This window comes from Lysinibacillus sp. LK3, assembly GCF_001043675.1.
In the GTDB taxonomy this organism is placed as follows: domain Bacteria; phylum Bacillota; class Bacilli; order Bacillales_A; family Planococcaceae; genus Lysinibacillus; species Lysinibacillus capsici.
In genome coordinates, this window is the sequence record NZ_LDUJ01000016.1 from 26,993 (window position 1) to 48,081 (window position 21,089).

The window sequence follows — 21,089 nt, forward strand, 5'->3', positions numbered from 1 at the left end:
ACCAAAAAGAATTTAGTAGCTTATTTAACATAAATGATAGACTGTTTAAAAATTTCCATTAATATGTTATTTTTAATGAAATTAAATCTAATTTGAGGTGAATTTATATGTTATTAAAGCCAAATAAACTCCAGCAAGGAGATTATATCGCCACTATAAGTCCTTCTTGGGGAGGTGCTGGAGATCCAGAATTAAAATGGCGTTATGAACAGGGCGTAAAAAGACTTGAAGAGGTTTTTGGACTGAAAGTTATAGCAATGCCAAATAGCTTGAAAGGTGCAGATTATCTAGACAAAAATCCAAAAGCACGTGCAGAGGACTTAATGATGGCTTTTAAGGACCCCAAGATTAAAGCTATTATTGCAAATATTGGTGGAGATGATAGTGTTCGTTTACTCCCTTACATTGATTTTGAGGTTATAACTAAAAATCCTAAAATTTTAATGGGTTATTCAGATGTAACGATTGCTCATTTATTTTGTTTGAAGGCGGGTATATCTTCATTTTATGGACCAGCAATTTTAACCGATTTTGCAGAAAACGTTGAAATGCACTCATATACCGTTCAATCTATTCAGAAAACGCTATTTTCTAATGAAGTAATAGGTGAAATTGTTCCTTCTGTAGAATGGACAAGTGAGCATTTAGAATGGATAGAATCAAATAAAAATCAAAAACGCACAATGCAACCTAATAAAGGATACGAATTGCTGCAAGGTAAAGGTATAGTACAGGGACATTTAATAGGAGGGTGCATTGAAGTATTAGAGTTTGCTAAAGGTACCGTGCTATGGCCTGAAGAAAAATACTGGGAAAATTGCATCCTTTTCTTTGAAACATCTGAAGATCAACCGGAGCCTAACCTACTTAGATATTGGTTGAGAAACTACGGTGTACAAGGTATTTTACAAAAAGCAAACGGAATTATATTTGGTAAACCACAAGATGAAAAGTATTTCGAAGAATATAAAGAAGAGATTTTAAAAGTGATGGGAGAATTTAACTTGGATGATACACCAATTCTATACAATATGAACTTTGGACATACTGAACCGAAATTCATTTTACCTCTTGGTGCATTAGCAGAAATTAATTGTAATACAAGCTCTTTTACTATTTTAGAAAACGCTGTACTGTAAGATGTTAGCGGCTTTTTGGGATGAATAAGGATATTCAACAATCTGGCGCAATTTTGGAACAACATAGCTAAAAAATGTTCAAACTTTTTTATAAAAATCTCATACTTATCTATAGAGAGTAACTCCATTTTGATCAATCTTTTTTCAAAATGGAGTTTTTGATGTTGCTATTAGATAAGGATTAAGGGATGGGATATTTTTTAATCCATCTTTCTGATTTACCAATTTCTAAAACCAATACTATGTATGTGGGATTTTCTCAATATTGAACATCTCCCCTAAGGCAATTGGGTTTTCTTTCGCGGTAATATGTTGAGGGTCAATACGGTAAACTTGAACAGGCCCTCCGAAAACGGCTGATCGATATTTATCCACGTGTTGCTGGGATAAGGGGCGATTATAGAAACCAGGTACATATTTATTTATCATTTCTTGCAACATGTGTGTCGCTTCATTCAAATCCAAAATAGGCTGAGCCTTGCCAAAAACCATGACACTCATATAAGCCGTGTCCGTTTTTGCAGGTACTGGATTTGTAATGGTTCCATATTCATCGCAAACCGTAAAGCAAACCTCTGGGTTCTCTTCCATCACTTGATTTCGTCTCCCGCCAGTGGCTCCATGGAAATAAAGCACTCCATTTGTCCACACAAAATTAAGGGGGACAACATATGGCAAATGACCATCAACCATACCCAAATGCCCAATGCGAGCTTGCTGCAAAAATGCATCAATTTTGTTCTTGTCCAACACTTCTCTGACTTTATAACGTACCTTATCCATTGTTATCACTCCTACTTGTAGTATGATGTGATTTTATCAACCTTTGGATTGAATAAAAACGTCCATAACTACAGCAATTAAGCAATCCATTTTCCAACTTGAAACAAAGACAAAACCACCGTTCAACAAAGAATGCTCAAACGATGGTTCTACTTTTTAGAAGATAGGTAATTATAAGCTTATTGGCTGACTAACTTTGCTATATTTGCCTTCAAAGAACGCAAGTGGTGAACCATCGCTCATCTCAATATCGGTTACCTCTCCAATAAAGAGTGTATGGTCTCCTGCAATTTGTTTGCTATGAACATTACATACAATATTTGCTAATGCATTTTTTAATACCGGTAGTCCATTTACCCAGTCAAATTCAACTTCACGTTCTTCTTTAATTTGTCCTGCAAAATGCATGGATAGCTCTTTTTGTTCCTCTGATAATATATTCACAGCAAATTTACCTGAAGTATTAATTTTATCTAGCATTCTAGCTTTTTCGCCAATGGATATTAAGACTAATTTCGGGTCAAGCGAAACGGACATAAATGCGTTTGCTGTCATACCGTGTGCTTCCCCTTCAATCACAGTCGTAATTACTGTTACCCCTGTAGCAAATTTACCCATTGCATTTCTAAAAGTTCTATCATCCATCATGTTATTTCCTCCTTAAAATTCCTAATTTTATTACTTGAATATTCTGATATAAAAAGCTATTTAATAACCAATTCCTTTTGAGGCAATGATTGCTCTACTAAGCTCTCTTCTATTACTGGCGCTTTGCGTAAAAATGTAACAGAGATAAAGGAAGCCACTGACAGAATCACAATGAAAATAGCGAGTGGAATCCAGGAGTTATTGTAAGTGCTAAGTAAAACTGTCGCAATCATAGGAGCAGTTCCTCCAAACAACGCCGACCCTGCTTGATAACCAAGTGTTATTCCTGTATAGCCGACATTCGTACTAAACATTTCTGTAAACATGGTGCCAATTATACTGGCAATAGCTGACCATAGAATGCCTAAACCGATAATAGAAGCGGCATAAGCCCAAAACGTTGATGCTGTTGATAATAAATAATAGTAAGGGAAAGAGAATAACGCAATTCCTGCCGCTCCCATCATGAATAGGCGTTTACGTCCCAGTACGTCAGATAATTTCCCCATGACTGGAATACACAATGTCGTCACAATAGTTGCAGCAGTAATAATGTTCAGTGCTGTAGTCCTTGAGAAACCAATGTTATCTGTCGCATAGGAGATAAAGAATGTTGTGAAAACATAGAATGGTCCCACTTCCACACATTTTGCCCCTAAGGAAATTAATACAGCTTTCCAGTGATAACGTAATGTCTCAAAAAGGGGTACTTTTACAACATTGCCTTTTTGCTTTTCTTCACTAAATGCCGATGTCTCCTCGATGCCACGGCGTATCCAGAATCCCGTAATCACTAGAACGGCACTTAATAGAAAAGGAAGTCTCCATCCCCATGAAAGAAATTGCTCCTCTGGAAGCAAACTGACGATTGAAATAGCCGTTGTGCCAAGTAGCATACCTAGAGGAATTCCCATTGCAGGAAAACTTCCAAAGAATCCTCGTTTTTCTTTCGGTGCATTTTCAACTGCTAGGAGAACAGCTCCTCCCCATTCCCCACCAACAGCTATACCTTGGAGGAGTCTTAAGAATACTAGTAGAATAGGCGCGAAAATGCCGATTGAACTATATGTTGGTAGCAAGCCTATACATACGGTTGAAATCCCCATTAATAAAAGTGAAACAACAAGGGTGTTTTTCCTTCCAAATTTATCGCCCATATGACTAAAAATGAGCCCCCCAAGAGGTCGAATGAAAAACGTTACACCAAACGAAGCATAAGCGAGTAACAGACTTACATATGGATCATGGCTTGGGAAAAATAATTTATTGAAGACAAGCGCTGCCACGGTACCATAAAGAAAGAAATCGTAAAATTCAATTGTACTGCCAACTAAACTAGCGAATAATACTTTTCGGGAACTTGCAGTTGATTTTTCTTTTCCCATTCATCACATTCCCCCAACTATTTGTTTTTTATATACAGATTTGTGGATAAACTTTAATTCCAAATAGGGATTGTATCCATATAAGCGACTCTGTTAAAAAATTTCACCGTTATTTCCTTTTGGTGTACCTCTTTCAATCTTTCTAATTTATTACTAAGCAGTTCAAATCTGATTTCGTGAGAGCTATTATGGTTTAAAAAACCTTGAATGGTTTTACAGCCATCAGTAATCTCTACTTTGTATAAACCTTGTTTTGGCAAAACATATTTACCCTGAATTTGAAAAGCCATACTATTCAATCGCGGTTGTCTATACAAATCTTTCGGATAATTTATAAATCCTTTTACTTCATAATGTTTGCCCAAGTAGTATGGAACTAGGTGAACATCCCCTTCACTTATTAACTCTCTAATAAATGTTGAACTTATTTTGTTATCATTCGTGACCCTTTTGGAGATCACTGTCACTTTAAAGGGATTGTATCTACTAGCCTTGCGCAAATAATTTACATTGCCTTGCGCTTTATAGCCAAAGTTAAAGTCAAAGCCCACAACAATGTGTGTAGCATGGAGCTTGATGATATATTGGTTAATAAATTCACTTGCAGGAAGTGAAGCGAAAAGCGATGTGAATTTCATGACAAAAACTTTATCAACACCGATTTGAGACATTTCTTCAAGCTTAGAAGACAAAGGGGTTAAATATTTTCTATCTGTTTCACCTTTGATAATCTCACTAGGGTGAGGATCAAAAGTCATGACTGATAATTTACAATTATTTTTATGAGCAATTTTCTTTGCTTGCTGCAGTAAAAATTGATGGCCTATATGAACACCGTCGAAAAAGCCTAACGCCATTACATGGGGTTCTTGTATGTCAAAATGCTCCTTCATTGGATGTGTTAAATGGATAATTTCCACTACGCTTCACCTTCCTTACAAGTTAGCTAATCTTTAATGTATACTGTACTGTGTATACATTGATGAACAATAAAAATGTAGAAGTTTATATGCATCAGAGGCAATTTTAGATGAGATTCTTGACCCCATCTAAAAAATTAGCTTCTCTAAAATTGAATCGCTTATTTATTGGCGTAATAGCGAACTTCGAAAATTTTACAGCCATTTGGGGACTGCCATGGTCCATGCTCCATTCCAGGAGGACGACACGCAACCATTCCTGCTGTAAATTCCTCGTTTAAACGTAAATCAATTAACGATCCTTCGATAATGTATAATTCTTCCCAGAAATCATGAATTTGCACACCGTCTGGAGATGTATCTGTCCCTGCTCCTAGTTCTAGAATACGTGTTGCTACTTCAGTACCTGGAATCTGTGCAATAATTCGTTGGGAGGAGCCTTCTACAGTTTTTGATGGGACAGCCTCAAACGTCTTGAAGTCAACAAACTCATGCTCTTGCTTTTCCTGATCAGCATAATAACGAACTTCAAAAATTGTGCAGCCATTTGGGGACTGCCATGGCCCATGCTCCATTCCAGGAGGACGACATGCAACCATTCCTGCTGTAAATTCCTCGTTTAAACGTAAATCAATTAACGATCCTTCGATAATGTATAATTCTTCCCAGAAATCATGAATTTGTACACCGTCTGGAGATGTATCTGTCCCTACCCCAAGTTCTAGAATACGTGTTGCTACTTCAGTACCTGGAATCTGTGCAATAATTCTTTGTGAGGAACCCTCTACAGTTTTTGATGGGACAGCCTCAAATGTTTTGTAATCAACAAATTCATGTTCTGGTTTAATAACCTCTTCTATTTCTGAATTCCCCATTTCATACTACCTCCGCATCTGTTAAAATATGAACCTTATAATCTAGTTGAATTTTTCGGTCTGTTAAAGCATCATACAATTCTGCTGAAAAAACATCACCGTAAATAAATTCTCCAGTTACGATTGGTAGAGTCCCACAAAAAACCATCAAATCCTCACTGTAATATCCACGCTCTGTAATAATTTTTATTAGCTCTTTTGGATGCAAAAACTCTCCAAGTGTTCCAGTTTGGTATTCTTTTTTTTCACCATTCACAATCATCCAACTTCGCATTTCAATGTCATCCCAGCGACTCTCTATGTCATCTAGCAACCAAAATTGAGTGGAAATCGGCTTACTGCAAACCTGTTTGGATTTTTGAATGGACAATTTTTCAAGCTCCCGATCTGTGTGATCACTACCCAGTCCTACGTACCATTTCCCTTTCACGTTCATAATAACGACTTCTGCTTCTCCACTACTACTTTCCTGAACTACTGAAATGGATGGACTTGTTGTAAGAAGATTAGTTGAAACATCGTAAATCATTGGCACTTGAGGTGGGGCTGGAACACCAATCTCTCTTAATTCATCAATATGTTTTTTTACAGATGCTTGATCTTTACCTGTATAGCCAGCAATAAGTAAGCGTTTAGGTATAGCCTCCATTTGCTTTCCAGAAACGATAATAATCATTAAATCAATTCCTCCTGTCTATCTAAAACTCGATGCTTTAAATTAGGGAAGGCATCACGAATAGCAGCAATTTGGGAAGGATCAATTTCTGTTTTTACAATGGTTTCCTCATCGCCTCCACTTGCCATAACTATTCCCCAAGGATCAACCACTTGACTGTGACCACCTAATTGGATGCCATGTGTATTACCTACACAATTACTTGAAATTAAGAAACATTGGTTTTCTAATGCGCGTGCTGTATTAAATATTTTCCAATGTTCTAATCTAGCATGTGGCCAAGCAGATGTCACAAGAAGTAATTCTGCTCCTAAATCAACTTCTGCGCGGTACAATTCAGGGAAACGTAAATCATAGCAAGTTGATAATCCTACCTTCCCAAAGTCCGTATCTACTACAGTCGTTTCGATACCTCTTGTTAAAATTTTCCCCTCTTGCGAACCATAACGGAATAAATGTATTTTTCTATAGGTTCCAATGAGTGTACCCTCGGGAGAAAATAGAACACTTGTGTTATAGTACTTTCCATTGTTTCTTTCTATGAAACTGCCTGCAAATAGATAGGATTGGATTTCTTTTGCCTTTGAAGAAAATCGCTGTACAAAATCACCGTTTATTTCTTCTGATTCATCAACATAACGATCAAATGCAAAGTACCCTGTCGCCCATGTTTCGGGTAGTACAATTAAATCTTGTCCCTTTAATTGATCAATCATTGCTTCGACACGATCGATACGAGCATTTTTCGATTCCTGATCTTTAATCTCTAACTGTATTGATGCAATTTTCATTTTTTCAACATCCTTTTATCTATTTTTCCTAAACCAGTTCCTCCACTTGCGTAGGAAGGGAATAACTTTCTAAAAATGTTTCAACCATTTTTACTGGCTCTTCATATCCATAATTTCTAAATGAATAGCCTTTCGTAACGAATGGTGCACCATTATAGAACAATTCATATTGTTGATGTCTACCACCAAACTCTGAGCCAATGATATCCCACACTAACTTAAATAATTTGATTCTCTCTTCAGCTCCAACTCCTGTGGAACGAATATATTGATAGATATCATCTTTCGTCTCAGGATTAATCATTTCTTTATAGGAAGAAGGTAATTGTAAAACACCTCCACCACAAAGCTCCCTTAAAATCCGAATCATAGACGCATAAATAATATCCTGTTGACCAACTACACCATACAGGAAACGTGGATCTGGTCGAGCGACCCCATTTTTATCAATCGTGCAGTTATATTCGGATGCTAATAGGTTACCTTCAACAGAAGCTGCAATGGATGCCAACTCACCTAGCTTTTCTTGAACAGAAGGAATTTTATCAATGCCATTCATAGCTGTTACTTTACGTGCTGCACCAATTAAGAATTTCAATTTATTACTAAATCTTATTTGAGCTTGATTATTGCCTAATACGTGAGCTGGTGTTTCATGGAACTGAGCTCTTACAATATCAATGTTTTTATACACAAAAATATCTGACCATGGAATAAATACATCATCAAAAACCACTAACGAATCACTTTCATCAAAACGAGAAGACAACGGATAATCAAATGTACTCGGTGATTTTTCCGCATAGCTAGGTCTTGCATAGAATTTTAATCCTTTCGCGTGAATCGGTAAGACAAAGGATAATGCATAGTCTTCATCCCCAGGACGGAGTGGCGTAAGACAGCTTACAAATAAGTAGTCGGATACTGCTGAAGCTGTACCAAGCATTTGAGAACCTCTCACAATAATACCGTCCTCTACCTCTTCATAAACGCCTACAGGAAGGTATTTATCTTCTAGTTCATGAGCTGCTTTACTTCGATCAATTTGAGGAGGAATAATTACGTACGTTACATATAAATCATTATCTCGTACATGCTTATAGAAATTTAAAACATTTTCTCCATAGGCTTTTCCTCCACGTTCGAATACTTCAGGTGCACTAGCAAATGAAGCTAAAAAACTAGCAACATGATCAGGGCTTCTTCCAACAAAACCACAAGTGGCCTCAGACCATTTTGAAATGGCCAATCTTCGTTCTTTCAGTTCTTCACGACTCTTGGGAATCATATAAATTTTGTTTGCTAGCGTTCCATCTTCTGTTTGATAAATCATATTGTTTGATTCATCTAACGCTAAATCATATAAACCTGCAATTGTATTTGTAATACCTTTAAAAGCAGGATGTGTTGCTACATCTTTGACTCTTTCCCCATTTATGTAGATCACACGATCGTCTTTCAATGCTTGTAAGTACTCTTGACTTGTTCTCACCATATTTAATTCCTCCCCATGTGTTGTTTAAATAGAAGCTATAAGAGACAATCTTTCAGAAATTAATGAACCCAATCAAGTATTCTGTATACTGTATTGTGTATACATAAATCTCTGAAATAATTCAAAAAATTACAATAATTAAGTACGGACGAAGACGCAAGCGCTTACAACGAACAAATAAGTAAACCTCTCACGTTTTAAAATTTATCTTCATTGAAGTACACCCTACACGATAGTAGTAACTTCCTTAACACCTCCCTTCAAAGCATTCATGACTATTAGCTATTATCAATAACCATTAATGTTTCTTTTGTTTTTTCTAAATGATTTAAAATCATTTTTGAAGCTAAATCAGGATTTTTTTCCTCAATAGCTTGAATAATTTGTTGATGCTCAACTAAAACACTTTTCATTCTTCCAGGCTGCCTAATTGCTCTTAAGCCCATTAGCTGTGTTAGATTGTGCAAATTGGTCAAAATTTGTTCCATTATCGTGAATTTAGCCAACTTTGTAAGCGACAAATGAAATTCATGGTCTAACCCAATAAATCGGATAGCATCATCATTTTGGAGCGCTTCATCTTGTTGCTTCAAAATTAGCTTGAGTGACTTTAGCTGCTCAGGAGATGTTATGATTTCAATTAGCTTCTTTACTGCCTCCACTTCAATAGCACTTCTTAATAAGAACACTTCTTTTTGCTCATCTTCCGTCAGTTTTTTTACAGTCATTCCTTTTCTGGGAATAGAGACAAGTAAACCTTCCTTTATCAAGTCTTGAAGAGCTGCTCTTACTGGCGTTCTTGAAGTATTTAATTTCTCTGCTAATTGAACCTCTGTAAATATCTCATCACTCGTTATACCACCGTATAAAATCGCTTTTTTAATTTCTTTATACACTTTGTCTTGCGTTGTTTTTTCCTTCTCAATCGGCTTTAATTTTGCCCCTTCCATAATAATCCATCCTTTTTATTAAGTCTTTACCATACGAAATTAAAAATTTGAATTTATATGAATGGTTTAAACTCTTTATGTTTTATGTATACATAATACAAAATACTTTTATTATAAGTCAACATTATTTTTTGTTTTTTCTGAAATTTTAACTCTGCTATATACAGTCAGCCCTTTTCCAATCTCATCTATCCTGCAAAACAAGAACTATGAAAACTGAAAAGGGCTGTTTGAATTAAAGAATTTCAGGGAACATAAAGACTATTTCATTTTTACGATAATCTTCCCCTTTGCTCTACCTGACTCCGCATATTCCATCGCCTTTTGAGCATCTTCAAATGAAAAAGTTCTATCAATGACTGGTTTGATTTTACCAGATTCAATTAAATCGGCGATTATGCGTAATTGATCGCCACTTGGTTTCATAAATAAGAAGGAATATTGAGCATGATATTTCTTTTCAAGTGAGGTCAGTTTATGACTTGCTGCTGAAAATAATAATGTTTTGAAAAATCCTGAACCATATTCTTTGGCGAAACGAGCATTCGGCGTGCCTGATACGGAGACAATTTTTCCACCATCCTTGATAATCTCGAAAGATTTTTCTAAGGTCTTTCCTCCAAGCGTATCAAAGACTGCATCATAATTTTTCAGTATAGCTTCAAAGTTTTCTTTCTTATAATTAATCACTTTATCTACACCCAAAGATGTAACTAAGTTTGCACCAGCTTCGCTAGCCGTTGTTGCCACTGAGGCGCCCATTACTTTTGCTAGTTGTATAGCAAAGGTACCTACACCACCAGAGCCAGCATGAATTAAAATCTTTTGACCTTTTTGTAATTGCATGATGTCATGTAAAGCTTGGTATGACGTTAAGCCAACCAGTGGGATTGATGCAGCTTCCTCAAAGCTCAAATTTTTAGGCTTTAGGGCTATGTCATCTTCATGAATCGAGATATATTCCGCAAAAGTACCAATTTTACTCTTCCTTGGACGTGCATAAATTTCATCTCCTACTTTAAAGCGAGTCACTTTTTCGCCAACCTTTACGATGACTCCTGAAAAATCATTTCCAAGGATCAGTGGCATTTTATAGTGGATTAACAGCTTTACTTTCCCATCACGGATTTTAAAATCAATCGGATTAATACTTGCTGCATGGATTTCAGCAAGTACCTCATATTCATTTATTTCAGGTGTAGGCACTTCTGCCATGTGCATTGGGGCTTTGCCATATTGATCTATCACCATTGCTTTCATCGTTCATTCCTCCAGATAACCTACTAATTGTCAATAAAATTCCGTTAACAACGTCTCAATATCCAAAACAAGATTTTTTAACGAACCTAGTTTTGTCCGTATATCTATATAGTAAAAGTTTTTTGTACCTTCTTTGCGCATTAAAATAACACCAGCATCTCTCAAAATTTTAAGATGATGTGACACAGCCGGTCGAGAAAGATGTGTTTGTTCTGTGATTTCACCTACACGCAATCCCGTTTGACAATCTGTGCTCATTAATACCATTAAAATAGCTTGTCTGGTTTCATCACCAATTGCTAATAGTACCTTTTGAGAATTTATAAAGTCGTCCTTAATCAAGTTAAGCTGGTCATGTTTATTCATTAAAATCCCTCCTCTTACTAATCTGTTGAATAGTTTAAGTTAATGAACCGTTGCTGCATATAACGATATAATATTGCCGTATTCGCTGCAATATTGGGAAAGTAAATCGAGACGAATGATTTTTAAAGGCGTACATCTTACTTTCCCCTCTTTCCATAAAAAAACACAGAAGTCACATGGACTTCTGTGTTATTTGCTCTCCTTAATAAGAGCCTTCATATCTCCAACGATTGTTTCAACTGGTACGTTTGTCGCGCCATCATAGTCTTTTACAACTGTGCCGTCTGCGTTTACTAAATAATAGCTCGACATATGTATGACTTGGTCTGAGTTAGGATCGTTTTTAACTAATGAATTAAATGATTTACGTGCAAATTGTTCAATGAATTTTTGTTGATAGCCAGTTAGTAGCTGCCATTTGCTTTCATCTACAACATTATACGTATTTAAGTAATTTGTTAAAACATCAGGCTTATCCACTTCTGGATCGACGCTAAATGCCACAATTTGATAATCTTCAAGGCCTTCATCCTGTAGTGCTTGTTGAACTTCTGTCATATTAAATGTCATGGGTGGACAGATTGTCGTACAGTTTGTAAAAATAAACATGGCTAGCCAAGGCTTACCTTTAAGATCATCTAGGGTCACTTGTTCATTTTTTTGATTTGTTACTGTGAAATCTTGAACCTCGAGATTTAATGTTGGTTCAAACTTGTAACTACCGCAAGCAGCTAGAATGCTACTAAATGCTAGAACTAAAACTAGCAATATACTTTTCTTTGTCATTAGTGGTGCCCACTTCCCTTCATTTCATCACCTTATTTTATTCATTATAGAAGCTAAACACAAGATAATGGACTTACACCCAGATGGCTATTTGTATAACATGTGAACATTAACTGATTCTGGAATTCCTCCTCACTAATTCTTCCAAATGACACATCCTTTTTAAAAATTTTTTCATAGCTTTTTTTTATCATTTTCGTTATTTCCCAAAACCTCAGATAATTGTTATATAACAATTTTTTTCTACTTAACAAGCTCCCATGGAATTTAATAGCAGAATAATAAAATACAGAAAATTCTCTTTTATGTTTGTATTTTCTCCTACATTCATTTTTATCAACAACAAACTATTTTAACAATATTATTTCATCAGAAAACTGCACGCTCTTTTAAACAGAATTTTTCTAATAAATCCTTATTATTTCTATGTTATTTCCACAAAACAGAAGTGACTAAAAATTATAAAAACTCAAAATTTAGTATTGCATTATAGGATTCTCCCCCATAAAATAAATGAATATAACGACGAACGAAAAAGAAATATGTCGTTTAAAACAGAAATATATAACTTTAGGGGGAATAATAATGGCGAATGTTTCAAGCAAAAAACAGGCCCAATCAATTGATTATCATGCAATTGAAGCAATGGAATCGTTTAATAGCTTTGTAAAAAAGAAAAATACCTTTCTTTTCTCGATTACAGCAGTGTTTTTAATTCTTTATATCCTGCTTCCGATTCTTGCTTTCCAGCCTGTACTACAACAAAAATTCTTCGGAAATATTACGGGTGTATGGGTTTATTCTGCAGGATTATTTATCATGACCATTGTGCTTTGTACAGTATATGTAAAAAAAGCTGCTTCATTCGATAAAGCTGCAGCTGCTGTTCTTGCAGAGTACCAGGCGAAAGGTGGAAAATAAATGAACATCGTATCCATAGGTTTCTTTTTAGCTATTGTTGGCTTAACACTTGTTGTTACCTATATTGCAGCAAAGCGTACATCTTCTGCGGCTGATTTTTACACTGCTGGTGGTGGTTTAAAGGGGTGGCAAAACGGCTTTGCGATTGCTGGTGACTATTTATCTGCGGCAGCCTTTCTTGGGGTGTCTGGTGCAATTGCCTTAACTGGCTTTGATGGTTTCTTCTTCTCTGTAGGCTATGTAGTAGCGAATTTAGTGCTGCTTTATGTCATTGCTGAGCCAATGCGAAACTTAGGCCGCTACACGTTAGCAGATATGTTAACGGCTCGTTTTAATGAAAAGCGAATTCGTGGTGTGGCAGCGTCTGGTACCATTATTATCGTAATTCTTTATATGATTGCACAGCTAGTTGGTGCTGGTGCATTGATTAAGCTATTATTCGGTATTGAGTATTGGATTGCCGTTTTAATTGTCGGTGTTATGATGACAACTTATGTATTGTTTGGTGGTATGACAGCGACTTCTTGGGTGCAAATCATTAAAGCAAGTCTATTATTATTCGGGACAGGTTTATTAGCGGTTTTAGTGTTAATGAAATTTGACTTCTCTCTTATGAAGATGTTCGACACAATTGCAGTAGATCATGGCGAAAAGTTCCTTGTACCTGGAATTAAGTATACAAGCACAATCGACTCCGTTTCGATGATGATGGCTTTAGTTTTAGGAACATCTGGTTTACCACATATTTTAATGCGTTTCTTTACTGTAAAGGATGCAAAAACAGCACGTTCCTCTATTTCTTGGACAACTTGGATTACAGCTATTTTCTTTTCATTAACAATTTTCTTAGGGTTCGGTGCATTAAACTTTGTAGGTTTAGATCAGATTCTTGCTGAAAGTAAGGCTGGTAATACAGCTGCTCCGCTTCTTGCGCACTACTTAGGTGGAGATGTATTGATGGCATTTATCGGCGCAGTGGCATTTGCGACTATTTTAGCCGTTGTTTCTGGTTTAGTACTAACAGGGGCTTCTGCCATTTCTCATGATATTTATGGAGAAATCATTAAGGGTGGTAATTTAACAGAGAAGCAACAGGTAGTAGCAGCTCGTACAGGCTCTATCTCGATTGCGATCGTGTCTATAATTCTCGCTCTGTTTGCACAAAGCTTAAACGTTTCATTCCTAGTATCATTCGCCTTTTGTATCGGTGCGTCAGCAAACCTACCTGTAATCCTTTATACAATCTATTGGAAGAAATTTAATTCTACAGGTGCTGTAACTGCGATGGTAACGGGACTAGTATCATGTTTAATTTTAGGAGCAATGGGACCAAATGTGTGGAGCCCTGTTGAAGGTGCGGCTATCTTTGTTGGACAACCACTTGTGCCACTTGCTGTTCCAGCGATTATTACGATTCCATTAGGCTTTATTGCTGGATACTTAGGTACTGTTCTTTCATCTAACAAAGTGCCACAGGAAGAAGCAGAACGTATTTATAAAGAAATTCGTGTGAAAGCAAATACAGGCGTGTCTGTCTCTGATATTTCACATTAATATTTATACACCTCGTGCATAATGAATCTCAATTCAAAAAATGCAAAAAAATAGGCAAAAAATTCGATTTTTGGTCGAGTTTTTCGCCTTTTTTGTTATTCAATATCTACCAATTTATTTATTGAACAATATTATTTCACTTCCAAAAAACAGAAAAAATCCAATTTTCACTAGGTAAATAGTGTTTATTTTTAATTGAAAAAACAAGATTTTTTTGTAAATTTACCCTTCATTTTTTGTTAAGAATCTAGATTTCTCTTCACTTCATTTATTTATCTGAATTTTCTAAAACCCTTTATATTCTTGGCTTTGCGCCATTTTTTCTCTCTTAGGAGTATTTTCTGAAAAATTTTTTTTACATAATTTTTCTGAAATGTATTGCAATTTTGTGAACTGTTACATAAAATGAAAATGTGAATTCACTAAACTAGCAAAATCAAGTCTTGAGGTAGAAAAAATATACACAAAATGGGGAATGTTAATGGCGAACAATCAAGCAAAAAAAGGTATCGTGATTGACTATGATTCAATTGCAAATCAAGAATCATTTAAGTCTCTTGTACGAAGAAAGAACTCTTTTCTTTGGTCAATGACTGCCATATTTTTATCGGCATACATGTTGTTACCAATTCTGACATCGTACACGACAATTCTACACCAAAAGGCATTTGGGGAAATTACTTGGGTGTGGATCTATGCAGCAGGTCTTTTCATCATGACATGGGGGTTATGTCATTTATATGTAGCAAAGGCAAACAGCTTCGATAGAGAAGCAAAAGCGATTATTGCTGAATACGAGAACGGAGGTGGCCGCCGATGAGTAACGGAATGAGTCTTACAGCCATATTCTTCTTCGTAGCCATTGTTGGTTTAACATTAGTTATTACATGGTGGGCATCTAAACGTACATCTTCAGCAAGTGATTTCTATACTGCTGGTGGTGGCTTAACAGGTTGGCAAAATGGACTAGCTATCGCTGGTGACTACTTATCAGCAGCATCCTTCTTGGGTATCGCTGGTGCTGTAGCATTATTTGGATTTGATGGATTCTTCTTCTCTATTGGTTATTTAGTAGCTTACTTAGTGGTATTATATATCGTTGCTGAGCCATTACGTAACCTTGGGAAATTTACATTAGCTGACATGATTACAGCGCGTTTTGATAACGCCAAAGTCCGTGGAACAGCTGCTTTAAGCACTATTACAATTGTTTTATTCTACATGATTGCACAACTAGTTGGTGCAGGAGCACTTATTCAATTACTTTTAGGAATCGACTATTGGATCGCCGTATTAATCGTAGGATTCATGATGACAACTTACGTACTATTCGGTGGTATGACAGCAACATCTTGGGTACAAATCATTAAAGCTTGTCTTTTAATGTTGGGTACAGTTATTATTTCGTTCTTAGTATTAAAAGAGTTCGGCTTCAGTATCTCTACAATGTTTAAAGAAATGACAACGGTTACTGACAGTGGAGCTGCTTATTTAAACCCAGGTCTTAAATATACAAATGGACTTGATACAATCTCTATGTTAATTGCGTTAGTATTAGGTACTGCGGGTCTTCCACATATCTTAATGCGTTTCTTCACAGTAAAAGACGCGAAAACAGCTCGTTCATCTGTTATTTGGGCTACTTGGATCGTAGGTATCTTCTACGTTCTAACAATTTTCTTAGGCTTCGGTGCAGCAGCATTCGTTGGGAAAGAAGATATTATCGCAGCAAACGCTGCTGGTAACATGGCTGCCCCACTTCTTGCAGAAGCACTTGGTGGCGACATTCTATTCTCATTCGTTTGTGCAGTAGCATTCGCAACAATTTTAGCGGTAGTAGCAGGTCTTGTACTTTCTGGTGCATCTGCCCTATCTCATGATATTTATGGACAAATTATCAAAAAGGGTAAAATTACAGAAAAAGAGCAAGTTCTTGCAGCTCGTATCGGTTCGATTACAATCGCTGTTATTTCTATCCTATTAGCACTTGGTGCACAAACATTAAACGTTGCATTCTTAGTATCTTTAGCATTCTGTATCGCAGGATCTGCTAACCTTCCAGTTATCATCTACACAATTTATTGGAAACGCTTTAATACAGCGGGTGCTGTTACTGCGATGTTAACAGGTTTAATCTCTGCGTTAGTATTAGTTGCTATGTCTCCAAACGTTTGGAATCCAGTTGAAGGTAAGGCAATTTTCGTTGGTGATCCTTTAATTATGTTAACGAACCCAGCCTTAATCTCTGTACCACTTGGTTTCCTTGGTGGTTTCATCGGCACATTACTTTCTAAAGAAACAGATGATGCGAAGTATCGTGAAGTTGACGTTAAAGCAAACACAGGTATTTCTGTACAGGACGTATCTCACTAATACACTCGACAGCCTCGTAAGTATCTTGCTTACGAGGTTTTACTTTTTCTTCCCTATTCGCTACTATAGAATTAAAAATGAATTGGAGGCGATGCTCATGTCACAATCTAAAGCTAAAAAGAAACGGATGCACATTAAACGCACAGTTGGTAAAGATGTTGAAAAAAAACGACAATCTATCTCTTTTAGTACACATGAACGTCTAACGAAAACAAAAAACGAAAAATTGGAGCATGATTATACGAAATATAAAAAGCAGTATAAGGACGAATAACTCGTACCCTATACTGCTTTTTCTTATTAAAGCCGATAAAATGTTTTCGTGTTTTGCGTAATAATTTTGGCCACTTCCTGTGTTGATAGCCCTTTGATGGAGGCAATCACCTCAATCGTTGAGTGCATCATCCAGGGAGATGTACGCTTCTTCGTAAACGGTCCCTCAAACGGCCAAGGACCATCCGTTTCTACCATCATTAGTTCAATGGGATAAGCATGAATTAGCTGTTGAATTTCCTCTTCGTACAAGCAATCTGGCGTAATGGAAATAAAATAACCACGCTCTATCATGCGCTTCACAATAGCTTCATCCCCTTTAAACCAATGAAAATGGGCTTCGTGAAGCTGATGTTTTTCCAGCAAATCACACACAATATGGGCGTCCTCATATACTGCGTGTAACACAATTGGCTTGTCCAGTTCCTTCGCCAATACAACAAAACGCTCTAATAGCGCCACATAGGGACGTTCATCAATCGCTTGCTCTTGTTTTAAATAATAAGGTAGACCCACCTCACCAATAGCAACCATATCATCCTGATGCGAATGAATCCAATCAAATAAAGCTGTCTCATCATTTGGACTTAGTAAAGGCTGTTCAGGATGAAAGCCAAAAGCAGCCTTTACTTGCTGATAGCTATTCGATAAACGCAACGTTCTTTCACAAGAGGAAAGTTGCATACTAACCGCGATTACAGCTTTCACTTCTTCTAATAAGGAAGGAATTTCCTCATCGGTGTACTGATCCAAATGAATATGCGCATCAATCAACATACATATCACCCTTTTCCTCCTGTAAATACATAAATAATTGTTGCTTTAACGCTGTGAATGCTGCAGAATGTCGAATTTCCTCTTTCCGAGGTCTCTCAAACGGCACGATGATTTCCTTTTTAACGGTAGCTGGACGTTTGGTTAAAACAAGTATGCGATCTGCTAAAAAGAGAGCTTCTTCAATACTATGTGTAACAAATAGAATGGATTTGCGGTACTCCTCCCAGATAGATAAAAGCCATGCTTGCATTTCCAGTCGAGTAAATTCATCCAACGCAGAAAATGGTTCGTCTAAGCATAAAATCGGCTTATCACTGACCATTGCTCGAATAAAGGACACACGCTGCTGCATGCCTCCAGACAGTTCTTTCGGGTAGGCATGGATAAAAGAGGCAAGACCAACCTTTTCTAACCATTCCTTGGCACGTTCAACATTTGGTTTATGTTGTAATTCCTCTACAAGCGTGACATTTTCTACTATTGTACGCCAGGGTAATAGACATGGCTGCTGTGGCATATAGCCAATCGTTCCTTTTTTTTGTTGGATATCCTCTCCATTTAATAAAATGGCTCCTTGATCAATTGGCGAAACACCACCAATTAATTGAAAAAGTGTGCTTTTACCACTGCCTGAAGGACCAACGATGGCCACAAACTCTCCATCCTTGACGTCAAAAGAAAGTTGATCAAGGACTTTGAGCGCATCGAAGGATTTAGCGATGTTTTGAATGCTGAGCATGATAGCCTCTTCCCTTCACCATGAATTTTTCAATTAAACGAATACCACTAAACAATAGTAAGCTCAAGAGAACAATCGCAAAAATTGCCACAAATACGCGATCCGTACGGAAGGAGGATTGGGCTAGGGTCATGTAAACACCAATACCCTTTTTTGCACCAAGCCACTCCGCAATCACAGCCCCCATCACACTATATGTAGCCGCAATTTTAATGCCTGAAAAAATAGCGGGATAGGCATAAGGCCATTCCAGCTTCCAAAAGGTTTGTGCCCTTGTAGCACCAACCATGGCAAAATAATGCTTTAATTCTGGAGCAGTTTGTCTAAATCCATCCATCGCTGCAATGACAATCGGGAAAAAGCACACAAGACAGATAATGATAAGCTTCGGTAATAAGCCAAAGCCAAACCAAATAATAAGGAGCGGTGCCAAGACTAGAATAGGAACATTCTGCGACATAATAAGAATTGGATAAAACAGTTCTCGAATAAATGTAAATCGATGCAACACTATTGCCACCGTTAGCCCACAAGCGATGCCAATGGCTAATCCTAGTAGAGCTAATTGTACTGTAGCGAATGCATGTGGTAGAAAGGTTTGATACGACTGGATGGCTTCTGACAAAATACTACTTGGTGTGGGTACTAACCAATGAGGAACTTCAGCAAACCGCACGATTAGTTCCCATATGAACAAGAGGAAGGCGATAAAAATTATCGTCCTTCCCTTCTGTAATGCACGTTTCATTACTGATATTTCTCCGTTAATGTATCCATCGTAATACCCGTTGGCTGATATAAAATTTTCACTTGTGTAATGACATTAATGGCACCAAGTTCAATCATTTTCTCATTCATTTTTTCAATGATTTGGAGCAATGTTGAAAGCTCACCCTCCATCGTTGTTTCCAATGGATGTACCTCATATTTCACCCCAGAAGCATCGATCACCGCAATTGCTGCATCGACATATGGTATAACATCTTCATATTTCTCTGTCTTCGGAATGATTTGTACACTGATTAATGAATTTGCCATCTTATTTGGCCTCCTTTTTAGGTAAGAAATCATTAGTAAAGGCTTTTTTCGCATCAAATTCGCCCTCTAGTACTTGATTGCTAGACATCCATTTCGCGTAATTTTCCCACACCGAAAGCTTTTGCTCTCCCCATTGCTTGGCATCATCCTGATATTTATCAGCCAGCCATTCCTGACTTTTATGCACTAACGCTTGATCTAAATCAGGGGCCGCTTCGATTAAAATATCAGCCGCTTCACTTGGGTTTTCAATTGCGTATTCATAGCCCTTCGATGCAGCTGCCACAAAGGCTTTGACTACATCCGGGTTGTCCTGTATCATTTTTTCATTTGTAGCTAAAACTGGCGTATAATAATCCAATTGATCACTATAATCTGTAAGATATAGCATATTAATCTTTTCCCCACGCAGCTCAGCCTCAATCCCAGTCCATGCATAATAAATCCAAGCAAAATCTATATCTTTTTCCATCATTGTGAAGAAATCTAAATCCCCTGCATTGACGATATCTAGCTTATTAATATCTGCCTTTTCTTTTTGCATGAGTGATTGTAAAACGGCTTGCTCTAATGGCGCGCCCCAACCACCATAGGTTTTACCTTCAAAATCCTTTGGCGATGTAATGCCCTTCGAAGCAATAGAAGCAAAGCCAGATGTATTATGCTGTATAATTGCTGCGATGGAGACCAGCGGCACATCCTGTACTCGTGCCTGTGTTATGCCTTCCTGATAGCTCACGCCAAAATCCGCCTTTCCAGAAGCAACAAGCTGATCTGCGCCCGCCTCACCAGGCATAATAATATCAACATCTAAACCCTGTTCCTCAAAATAACCGAGTTTTTTGGCAACATATAGTCCTGTATGATTTGTATTCGGCGTCCAATCCAGTACCACAGACACCTTTTTCAGCTTGTCTGCAGCCTGCTTGTCATCCTTGTCACTACAGCCTACTAATGTCAATAGTGCTGCCAATAAAATAAAAAACCATTTTTTCATGCGAAAGCCTCCCAGTTTGTAATATGAAAGTGTTCATGAATGAATGTTGTCACCAGAAGAAAGCGTATACAATGTTGGCAAGCTGTTGCTTGAAAACATAAAAAAACGCCTAGGATTCCTCCCAGACGTATTGCAATCAATCTTCAAAACTTTGCTTTTTGAATAGATGTTCCCTACGCTGGTACGAGCCAAATCAGGTTCAAAGGGTCAGCGTCTACCGGACACAATCTCAGCTAGCAATTACTAGCCCCCCTACATTCTTTCGCTATGAACTTTTCGATGATTATTATACCCATAGTTTCACTTAAATGACAAGGTGCTATTTTTGAATAGAGCTTAAAGC

At 37.1% G+C, this 21,089-nt stretch carries 23 protein-coding genes and 1 riboswitch; of the genes, 6 read left to right on the forward strand and 17 right to left on the reverse strand.

Annotation, left to right across the window (positions count from 1 at the left end; genetic code table 11):
* Positions 1 to 107: 107 nt before the first annotated feature.
* Positions 108 to 1,139 carry a S66 peptidase family protein gene (locus VK91_RS12070; RefSeq protein WP_048393040.1) on the forward strand — a complete coding sequence of 344 codons (1,032 nt, stop codon included), beginning with the start codon at positions 108 to 110 and terminating at the stop codon, positions 1,137 to 1,139.
* A gap of 240 nt (positions 1,140 to 1,379) precedes the next feature.
* Here the strand turns inward: VK91_RS12070 and VK91_RS12075 are convergent, their stop codons facing one another.
* From VK91_RS12075 to VK91_RS12135, 12 genes are all read right to left on the reverse strand, one after another.
* Positions 1,380 to 1,922 (reverse strand): pyridoxamine 5'-phosphate oxidase family protein, encoded by a 543-nt coding sequence (locus VK91_RS12075; protein WP_048393042.1) that lies wholly within the window; start codon positions 1,920 to 1,922, stop codon positions 1,380 to 1,382.
* Between the two features lie 171 nt (positions 1,923 to 2,093).
* Positions 2,094 to 2,567: a flavin reductase family protein gene (locus tag VK91_RS12080; protein ID WP_048393159.1), complete on the reverse strand. Its 474-nt coding sequence runs from the start codon at positions 2,565 to 2,567 to the stop codon at positions 2,094 to 2,096.
* 59 nt (positions 2,568 to 2,626) lie between these two features.
* The gene (locus VK91_RS12085; RefSeq protein WP_048393044.1) at positions 2,627 to 3,955 is read right to left on the reverse strand and encodes an MFS transporter; all 1,329 of its coding nucleotides are present in this window, start codon (positions 3,953 to 3,955) and stop codon (positions 2,627 to 2,629) included.
* A 53-nt stretch (positions 3,956 to 4,008) separates the two neighbouring features.
* Positions 4,009 to 4,875: an FAD synthetase family protein gene (locus VK91_RS12090; RefSeq protein WP_053075707.1), complete on the reverse strand. Its 867-nt coding sequence runs from the start codon at positions 4,873 to 4,875 to the stop codon at positions 4,009 to 4,011.
* Positions 4,876 to 5,036: 161 nt separating this feature from the next.
* Positions 5,037 to 5,750 carry a hypothetical protein gene (locus tag VK91_RS22705; protein ID WP_156181898.1) on the reverse strand — a complete coding sequence of 238 codons (714 nt, stop codon included), beginning with the start codon at positions 5,748 to 5,750 and terminating at the stop codon, positions 5,037 to 5,039.
* Between the two features lies 1 nt (position 5,751).
* Positions 5,752 to 6,426, reverse strand: coding sequence for a DUF2848 family protein (locus VK91_RS12105; RefSeq protein WP_048393046.1), 675 nt, complete (start codon positions 6,424 to 6,426; stop codon positions 5,752 to 5,754).
* A complete protein-coding gene (locus tag VK91_RS12110; protein WP_048393048.1) occupies positions 6,426 to 7,217 on the reverse strand; it encodes a carbon-nitrogen family hydrolase in 792 nt (263 codons plus the stop codon). Before VK91_RS12110 ends, VK91_RS12105 begins: the two co-directional genes overlap by 1 nt.
* Positions 7,218 to 7,245: 28 nt before the next feature.
* Positions 7,246 to 8,712 carry a 4-hydroxyphenylacetate 3-hydroxylase family protein gene (locus VK91_RS12115; RefSeq protein WP_231595646.1) on the reverse strand — a complete coding sequence of 489 codons (1,467 nt, stop codon included), beginning with the start codon at positions 8,710 to 8,712 and terminating at the stop codon, positions 7,246 to 7,248.
* Positions 8,713 to 8,990: 278 nt separating this feature from the next.
* Positions 8,991 to 9,662 carry a GntR family transcriptional regulator gene (locus VK91_RS12120; RefSeq protein ID WP_048393050.1) on the reverse strand — a complete coding sequence of 224 codons (672 nt, stop codon included), beginning with the start codon at positions 9,660 to 9,662 and terminating at the stop codon, positions 8,991 to 8,993.
* 261 nt (positions 9,663 to 9,923) lie between these two features.
* Entirely contained in the window at positions 9,924 to 10,922 is a 999-nt protein-coding gene (locus VK91_RS12125; RefSeq protein ID WP_048393052.1) for an NADP-dependent oxidoreductase, read from the reverse strand.
* A 30-nt stretch (positions 10,923 to 10,952) separates the two neighbouring features.
* Positions 10,953 to 11,288 carry a helix-turn-helix transcriptional regulator gene (locus tag VK91_RS12130; protein ID WP_048393055.1) on the reverse strand — a complete coding sequence of 112 codons (336 nt, stop codon included), beginning with the start codon at positions 11,286 to 11,288 and terminating at the stop codon, positions 10,953 to 10,955.
* Between the two features lie 189 nt (positions 11,289 to 11,477).
* A complete protein-coding gene (locus tag VK91_RS12135; protein WP_004227948.1) occupies positions 11,478 to 12,074 on the reverse strand; it encodes an SCO family protein in 597 nt (198 codons plus the stop codon).
* A gap of 585 nt (positions 12,075 to 12,659) precedes the next feature.
* Here VK91_RS12135 and VK91_RS12140 point away from each other — a divergent pair.
* From VK91_RS12140 to VK91_RS22900, 5 genes are all read left to right on the forward strand, one after another.
* Complete coding sequence (locus VK91_RS12140) at positions 12,660 to 12,995, forward strand: DUF485 domain-containing protein (protein ID WP_004227946.1); 336 nt, start codon at positions 12,660 to 12,662, stop codon at positions 12,993 to 12,995.
* Positions 12,996 to 14,549 carry a cation acetate symporter gene (locus VK91_RS12145; protein WP_048393056.1) on the forward strand — a complete coding sequence of 518 codons (1,554 nt, stop codon included), beginning with the start codon at positions 12,996 to 12,998 and terminating at the stop codon, positions 14,547 to 14,549. It abuts the gene before it with no gap.
* 481 nt (positions 14,550 to 15,030) lie between these two features.
* Entirely contained in the window at positions 15,031 to 15,369 is a 339-nt protein-coding gene (locus tag VK91_RS12150) for a DUF485 domain-containing protein (RefSeq protein ID WP_048393058.1), read from the forward strand.
* Positions 15,370 to 15,377: 8 nt separating this feature from the next.
* On the forward strand, positions 15,378 to 16,922 hold the full coding sequence (locus tag VK91_RS12155; RefSeq protein ID WP_048393165.1) for a cation acetate symporter: 1,545 nt from the start codon (positions 15,378 to 15,380) through the stop codon (positions 16,920 to 16,922).
* A gap of 97 nt (positions 16,923 to 17,019) precedes the next feature.
* Positions 17,020 to 17,196 (forward strand): hypothetical protein, encoded by a 177-nt coding sequence (locus VK91_RS22900; RefSeq protein ID WP_197078724.1) that lies wholly within the window; start codon positions 17,020 to 17,022, stop codon positions 17,194 to 17,196.
* Between the two features lie 26 nt (positions 17,197 to 17,222).
* Here the strand turns inward: VK91_RS22900 and VK91_RS12160 are convergent, their stop codons facing one another.
* Genes VK91_RS12160 through VK91_RS12180 form a run of 5 tightly spaced genes read right to left on the reverse strand, consistent with a single transcriptional unit; the run spans position 17,223 to position 20,746 of the window.
* Positions 17,223 to 17,972 carry a TatD family hydrolase gene (locus VK91_RS12160; RefSeq protein ID WP_048393060.1) on the reverse strand — a complete coding sequence of 250 codons (750 nt, stop codon included), beginning with the start codon at positions 17,970 to 17,972 and terminating at the stop codon, positions 17,223 to 17,225.
* On the reverse strand, positions 17,962 to 18,711 hold the full coding sequence (locus tag VK91_RS12165; protein WP_048393062.1) for an ABC transporter ATP-binding protein: 750 nt from the start codon (positions 18,709 to 18,711) through the stop codon (positions 17,962 to 17,964). The genes VK91_RS12160 and VK91_RS12165 overlap by 11 nt, the downstream gene beginning before the upstream one ends.
* Complete coding sequence (locus VK91_RS12170; RefSeq protein WP_048393064.1) at positions 18,686 to 19,459, reverse strand: ABC transporter permease; 774 nt, start codon at positions 19,457 to 19,459, stop codon at positions 18,686 to 18,688. The genes VK91_RS12165 and VK91_RS12170 overlap by 26 nt, the downstream gene beginning before the upstream one ends.
* A complete protein-coding gene (locus VK91_RS12175) occupies positions 19,459 to 19,749 on the reverse strand; it encodes a thiamine-binding protein (protein ID WP_004227928.1) in 291 nt (96 codons plus the stop codon). The genes VK91_RS12170 and VK91_RS12175 overlap by 1 nt, the downstream gene beginning before the upstream one ends.
* Before the next feature lies 1 nt (position 19,750).
* Positions 19,751 to 20,746 (reverse strand): ABC transporter substrate-binding protein, encoded by a 996-nt coding sequence (locus tag VK91_RS12180; protein ID WP_048393065.1) that lies wholly within the window; start codon positions 20,744 to 20,746, stop codon positions 19,751 to 19,753.
* A 153-nt stretch (positions 20,747 to 20,899) separates the two neighbouring features.
* A riboswitch (TPP riboswitch) is annotated at positions 20,900 to 21,010 on the reverse strand.
* Positions 21,011 to 21,089: the final 79 nt, after the last annotated feature.

Excerpts from the sequence above, each read along its gene's own strand:
- VK91_RS22705 (WP_156181898.1), bottom strand. The coding sequence starts at position 5,750 with ATGGGGAATTCAGAAATAGAAGAGGTTATTAAACCAGAACATGAATTT.
- VK91_RS12180 (WP_048393065.1), bottom strand. The coding sequence starts at position 20,746 with ATGAAAAAATGGTTTTTTATTTTATTGGCAGCACTATTGACATTAGTA.
- VK91_RS12150 (WP_048393058.1), top strand. The coding sequence starts at position 15,031 with ATGGCGAACAATCAAGCAAAAAAAGGTATCGTGATTGACTATGATTCA.
- VK91_RS12145 (WP_048393056.1), top strand. The coding sequence starts at position 12,996 with ATGAACATCGTATCCATAGGTTTCTTTTTAGCTATTGTTGGCTTAACA.
- VK91_RS22900 (WP_197078724.1), top strand. The coding sequence starts at position 17,020 with ATGTCACAATCTAAAGCTAAAAAGAAACGGATGCACATTAAACGCACA.
- VK91_RS12140 (WP_004227946.1), top strand. The coding sequence starts at position 12,660 with ATGGCGAATGTTTCAAGCAAAAAACAGGCCCAATCAATTGATTATCAT.
- VK91_RS12170 (WP_048393064.1), bottom strand. The coding sequence starts at position 19,459 with ATGAAACGTGCATTACAGAAGGGAAGGACGATAATTTTTATCGCCTTC.
- VK91_RS12135 (WP_004227948.1), bottom strand. The coding sequence starts at position 12,074 with ATGACAAAGAAAAGTATATTGCTAGTTTTAGTTCTAGCATTTAGTAGC.
- VK91_RS12120 (WP_048393050.1), bottom strand. The coding sequence starts at position 9,662 with ATGGAAGGGGCAAAATTAAAGCCGATTGAGAAGGAAAAAACAACGCAA.
- VK91_RS12160 (WP_048393060.1), bottom strand. The coding sequence starts at position 17,972 with ATGTTGATTGATGCGCATATTCATTTGGATCAGTACACCGATGAGGAA.
- VK91_RS12080 (WP_048393159.1), bottom strand. The coding sequence starts at position 2,567 with ATGGATGATAGAACTTTTAGAAATGCAATGGGTAAATTTGCTACAGGG.
- VK91_RS12165 (WP_048393062.1), bottom strand. The coding sequence starts at position 18,711 with ATGCTCAGCATTCAAAACATCGCTAAATCCTTCGATGCGCTCAAAGTC.
- VK91_RS12110 (WP_048393048.1), bottom strand. The coding sequence starts at position 7,217 with ATGAAAATTGCATCAATACAGTTAGAGATTAAAGATCAGGAATCGAAA.
- VK91_RS12130 (WP_048393055.1), bottom strand. The coding sequence starts at position 11,288 with ATGAATAAACATGACCAGCTTAACTTGATTAAGGACGACTTTATAAAT.
- VK91_RS12070 (WP_048393040.1), top strand. The coding sequence starts at position 108 with ATGTTATTAAAGCCAAATAAACTCCAGCAAGGAGATTATATCGCCACT.
- VK91_RS12175 (WP_004227928.1), bottom strand. The coding sequence starts at position 19,749 with ATGGCAAATTCATTAATCAGTGTACAAATCATTCCGAAGACAGAGAAA.
- VK91_RS12125 (WP_048393052.1), bottom strand. The coding sequence starts at position 10,922 with ATGAAAGCAATGGTGATAGATCAATATGGCAAAGCCCCAATGCACATG.
- VK91_RS12105 (WP_048393046.1), bottom strand. The coding sequence starts at position 6,426 with ATGATTATTATCGTTTCTGGAAAGCAAATGGAGGCTATACCTAAACGC.
- VK91_RS12155 (WP_048393165.1), top strand. The coding sequence starts at position 15,378 with ATGAGTCTTACAGCCATATTCTTCTTCGTAGCCATTGTTGGTTTAACA.
- VK91_RS12085 (WP_048393044.1), bottom strand. The coding sequence starts at position 3,955 with ATGGGAAAAGAAAAATCAACTGCAAGTTCCCGAAAAGTATTATTCGCT.
- VK91_RS12115 (WP_231595646.1), bottom strand. The coding sequence starts at position 8,712 with ATGGTGAGAACAAGTCAAGAGTACTTACAAGCATTGAAAGACGATCGT.
- VK91_RS12075 (WP_048393042.1), bottom strand. The coding sequence starts at position 1,922 with ATGGATAAGGTACGTTATAAAGTCAGAGAAGTGTTGGACAAGAACAAA.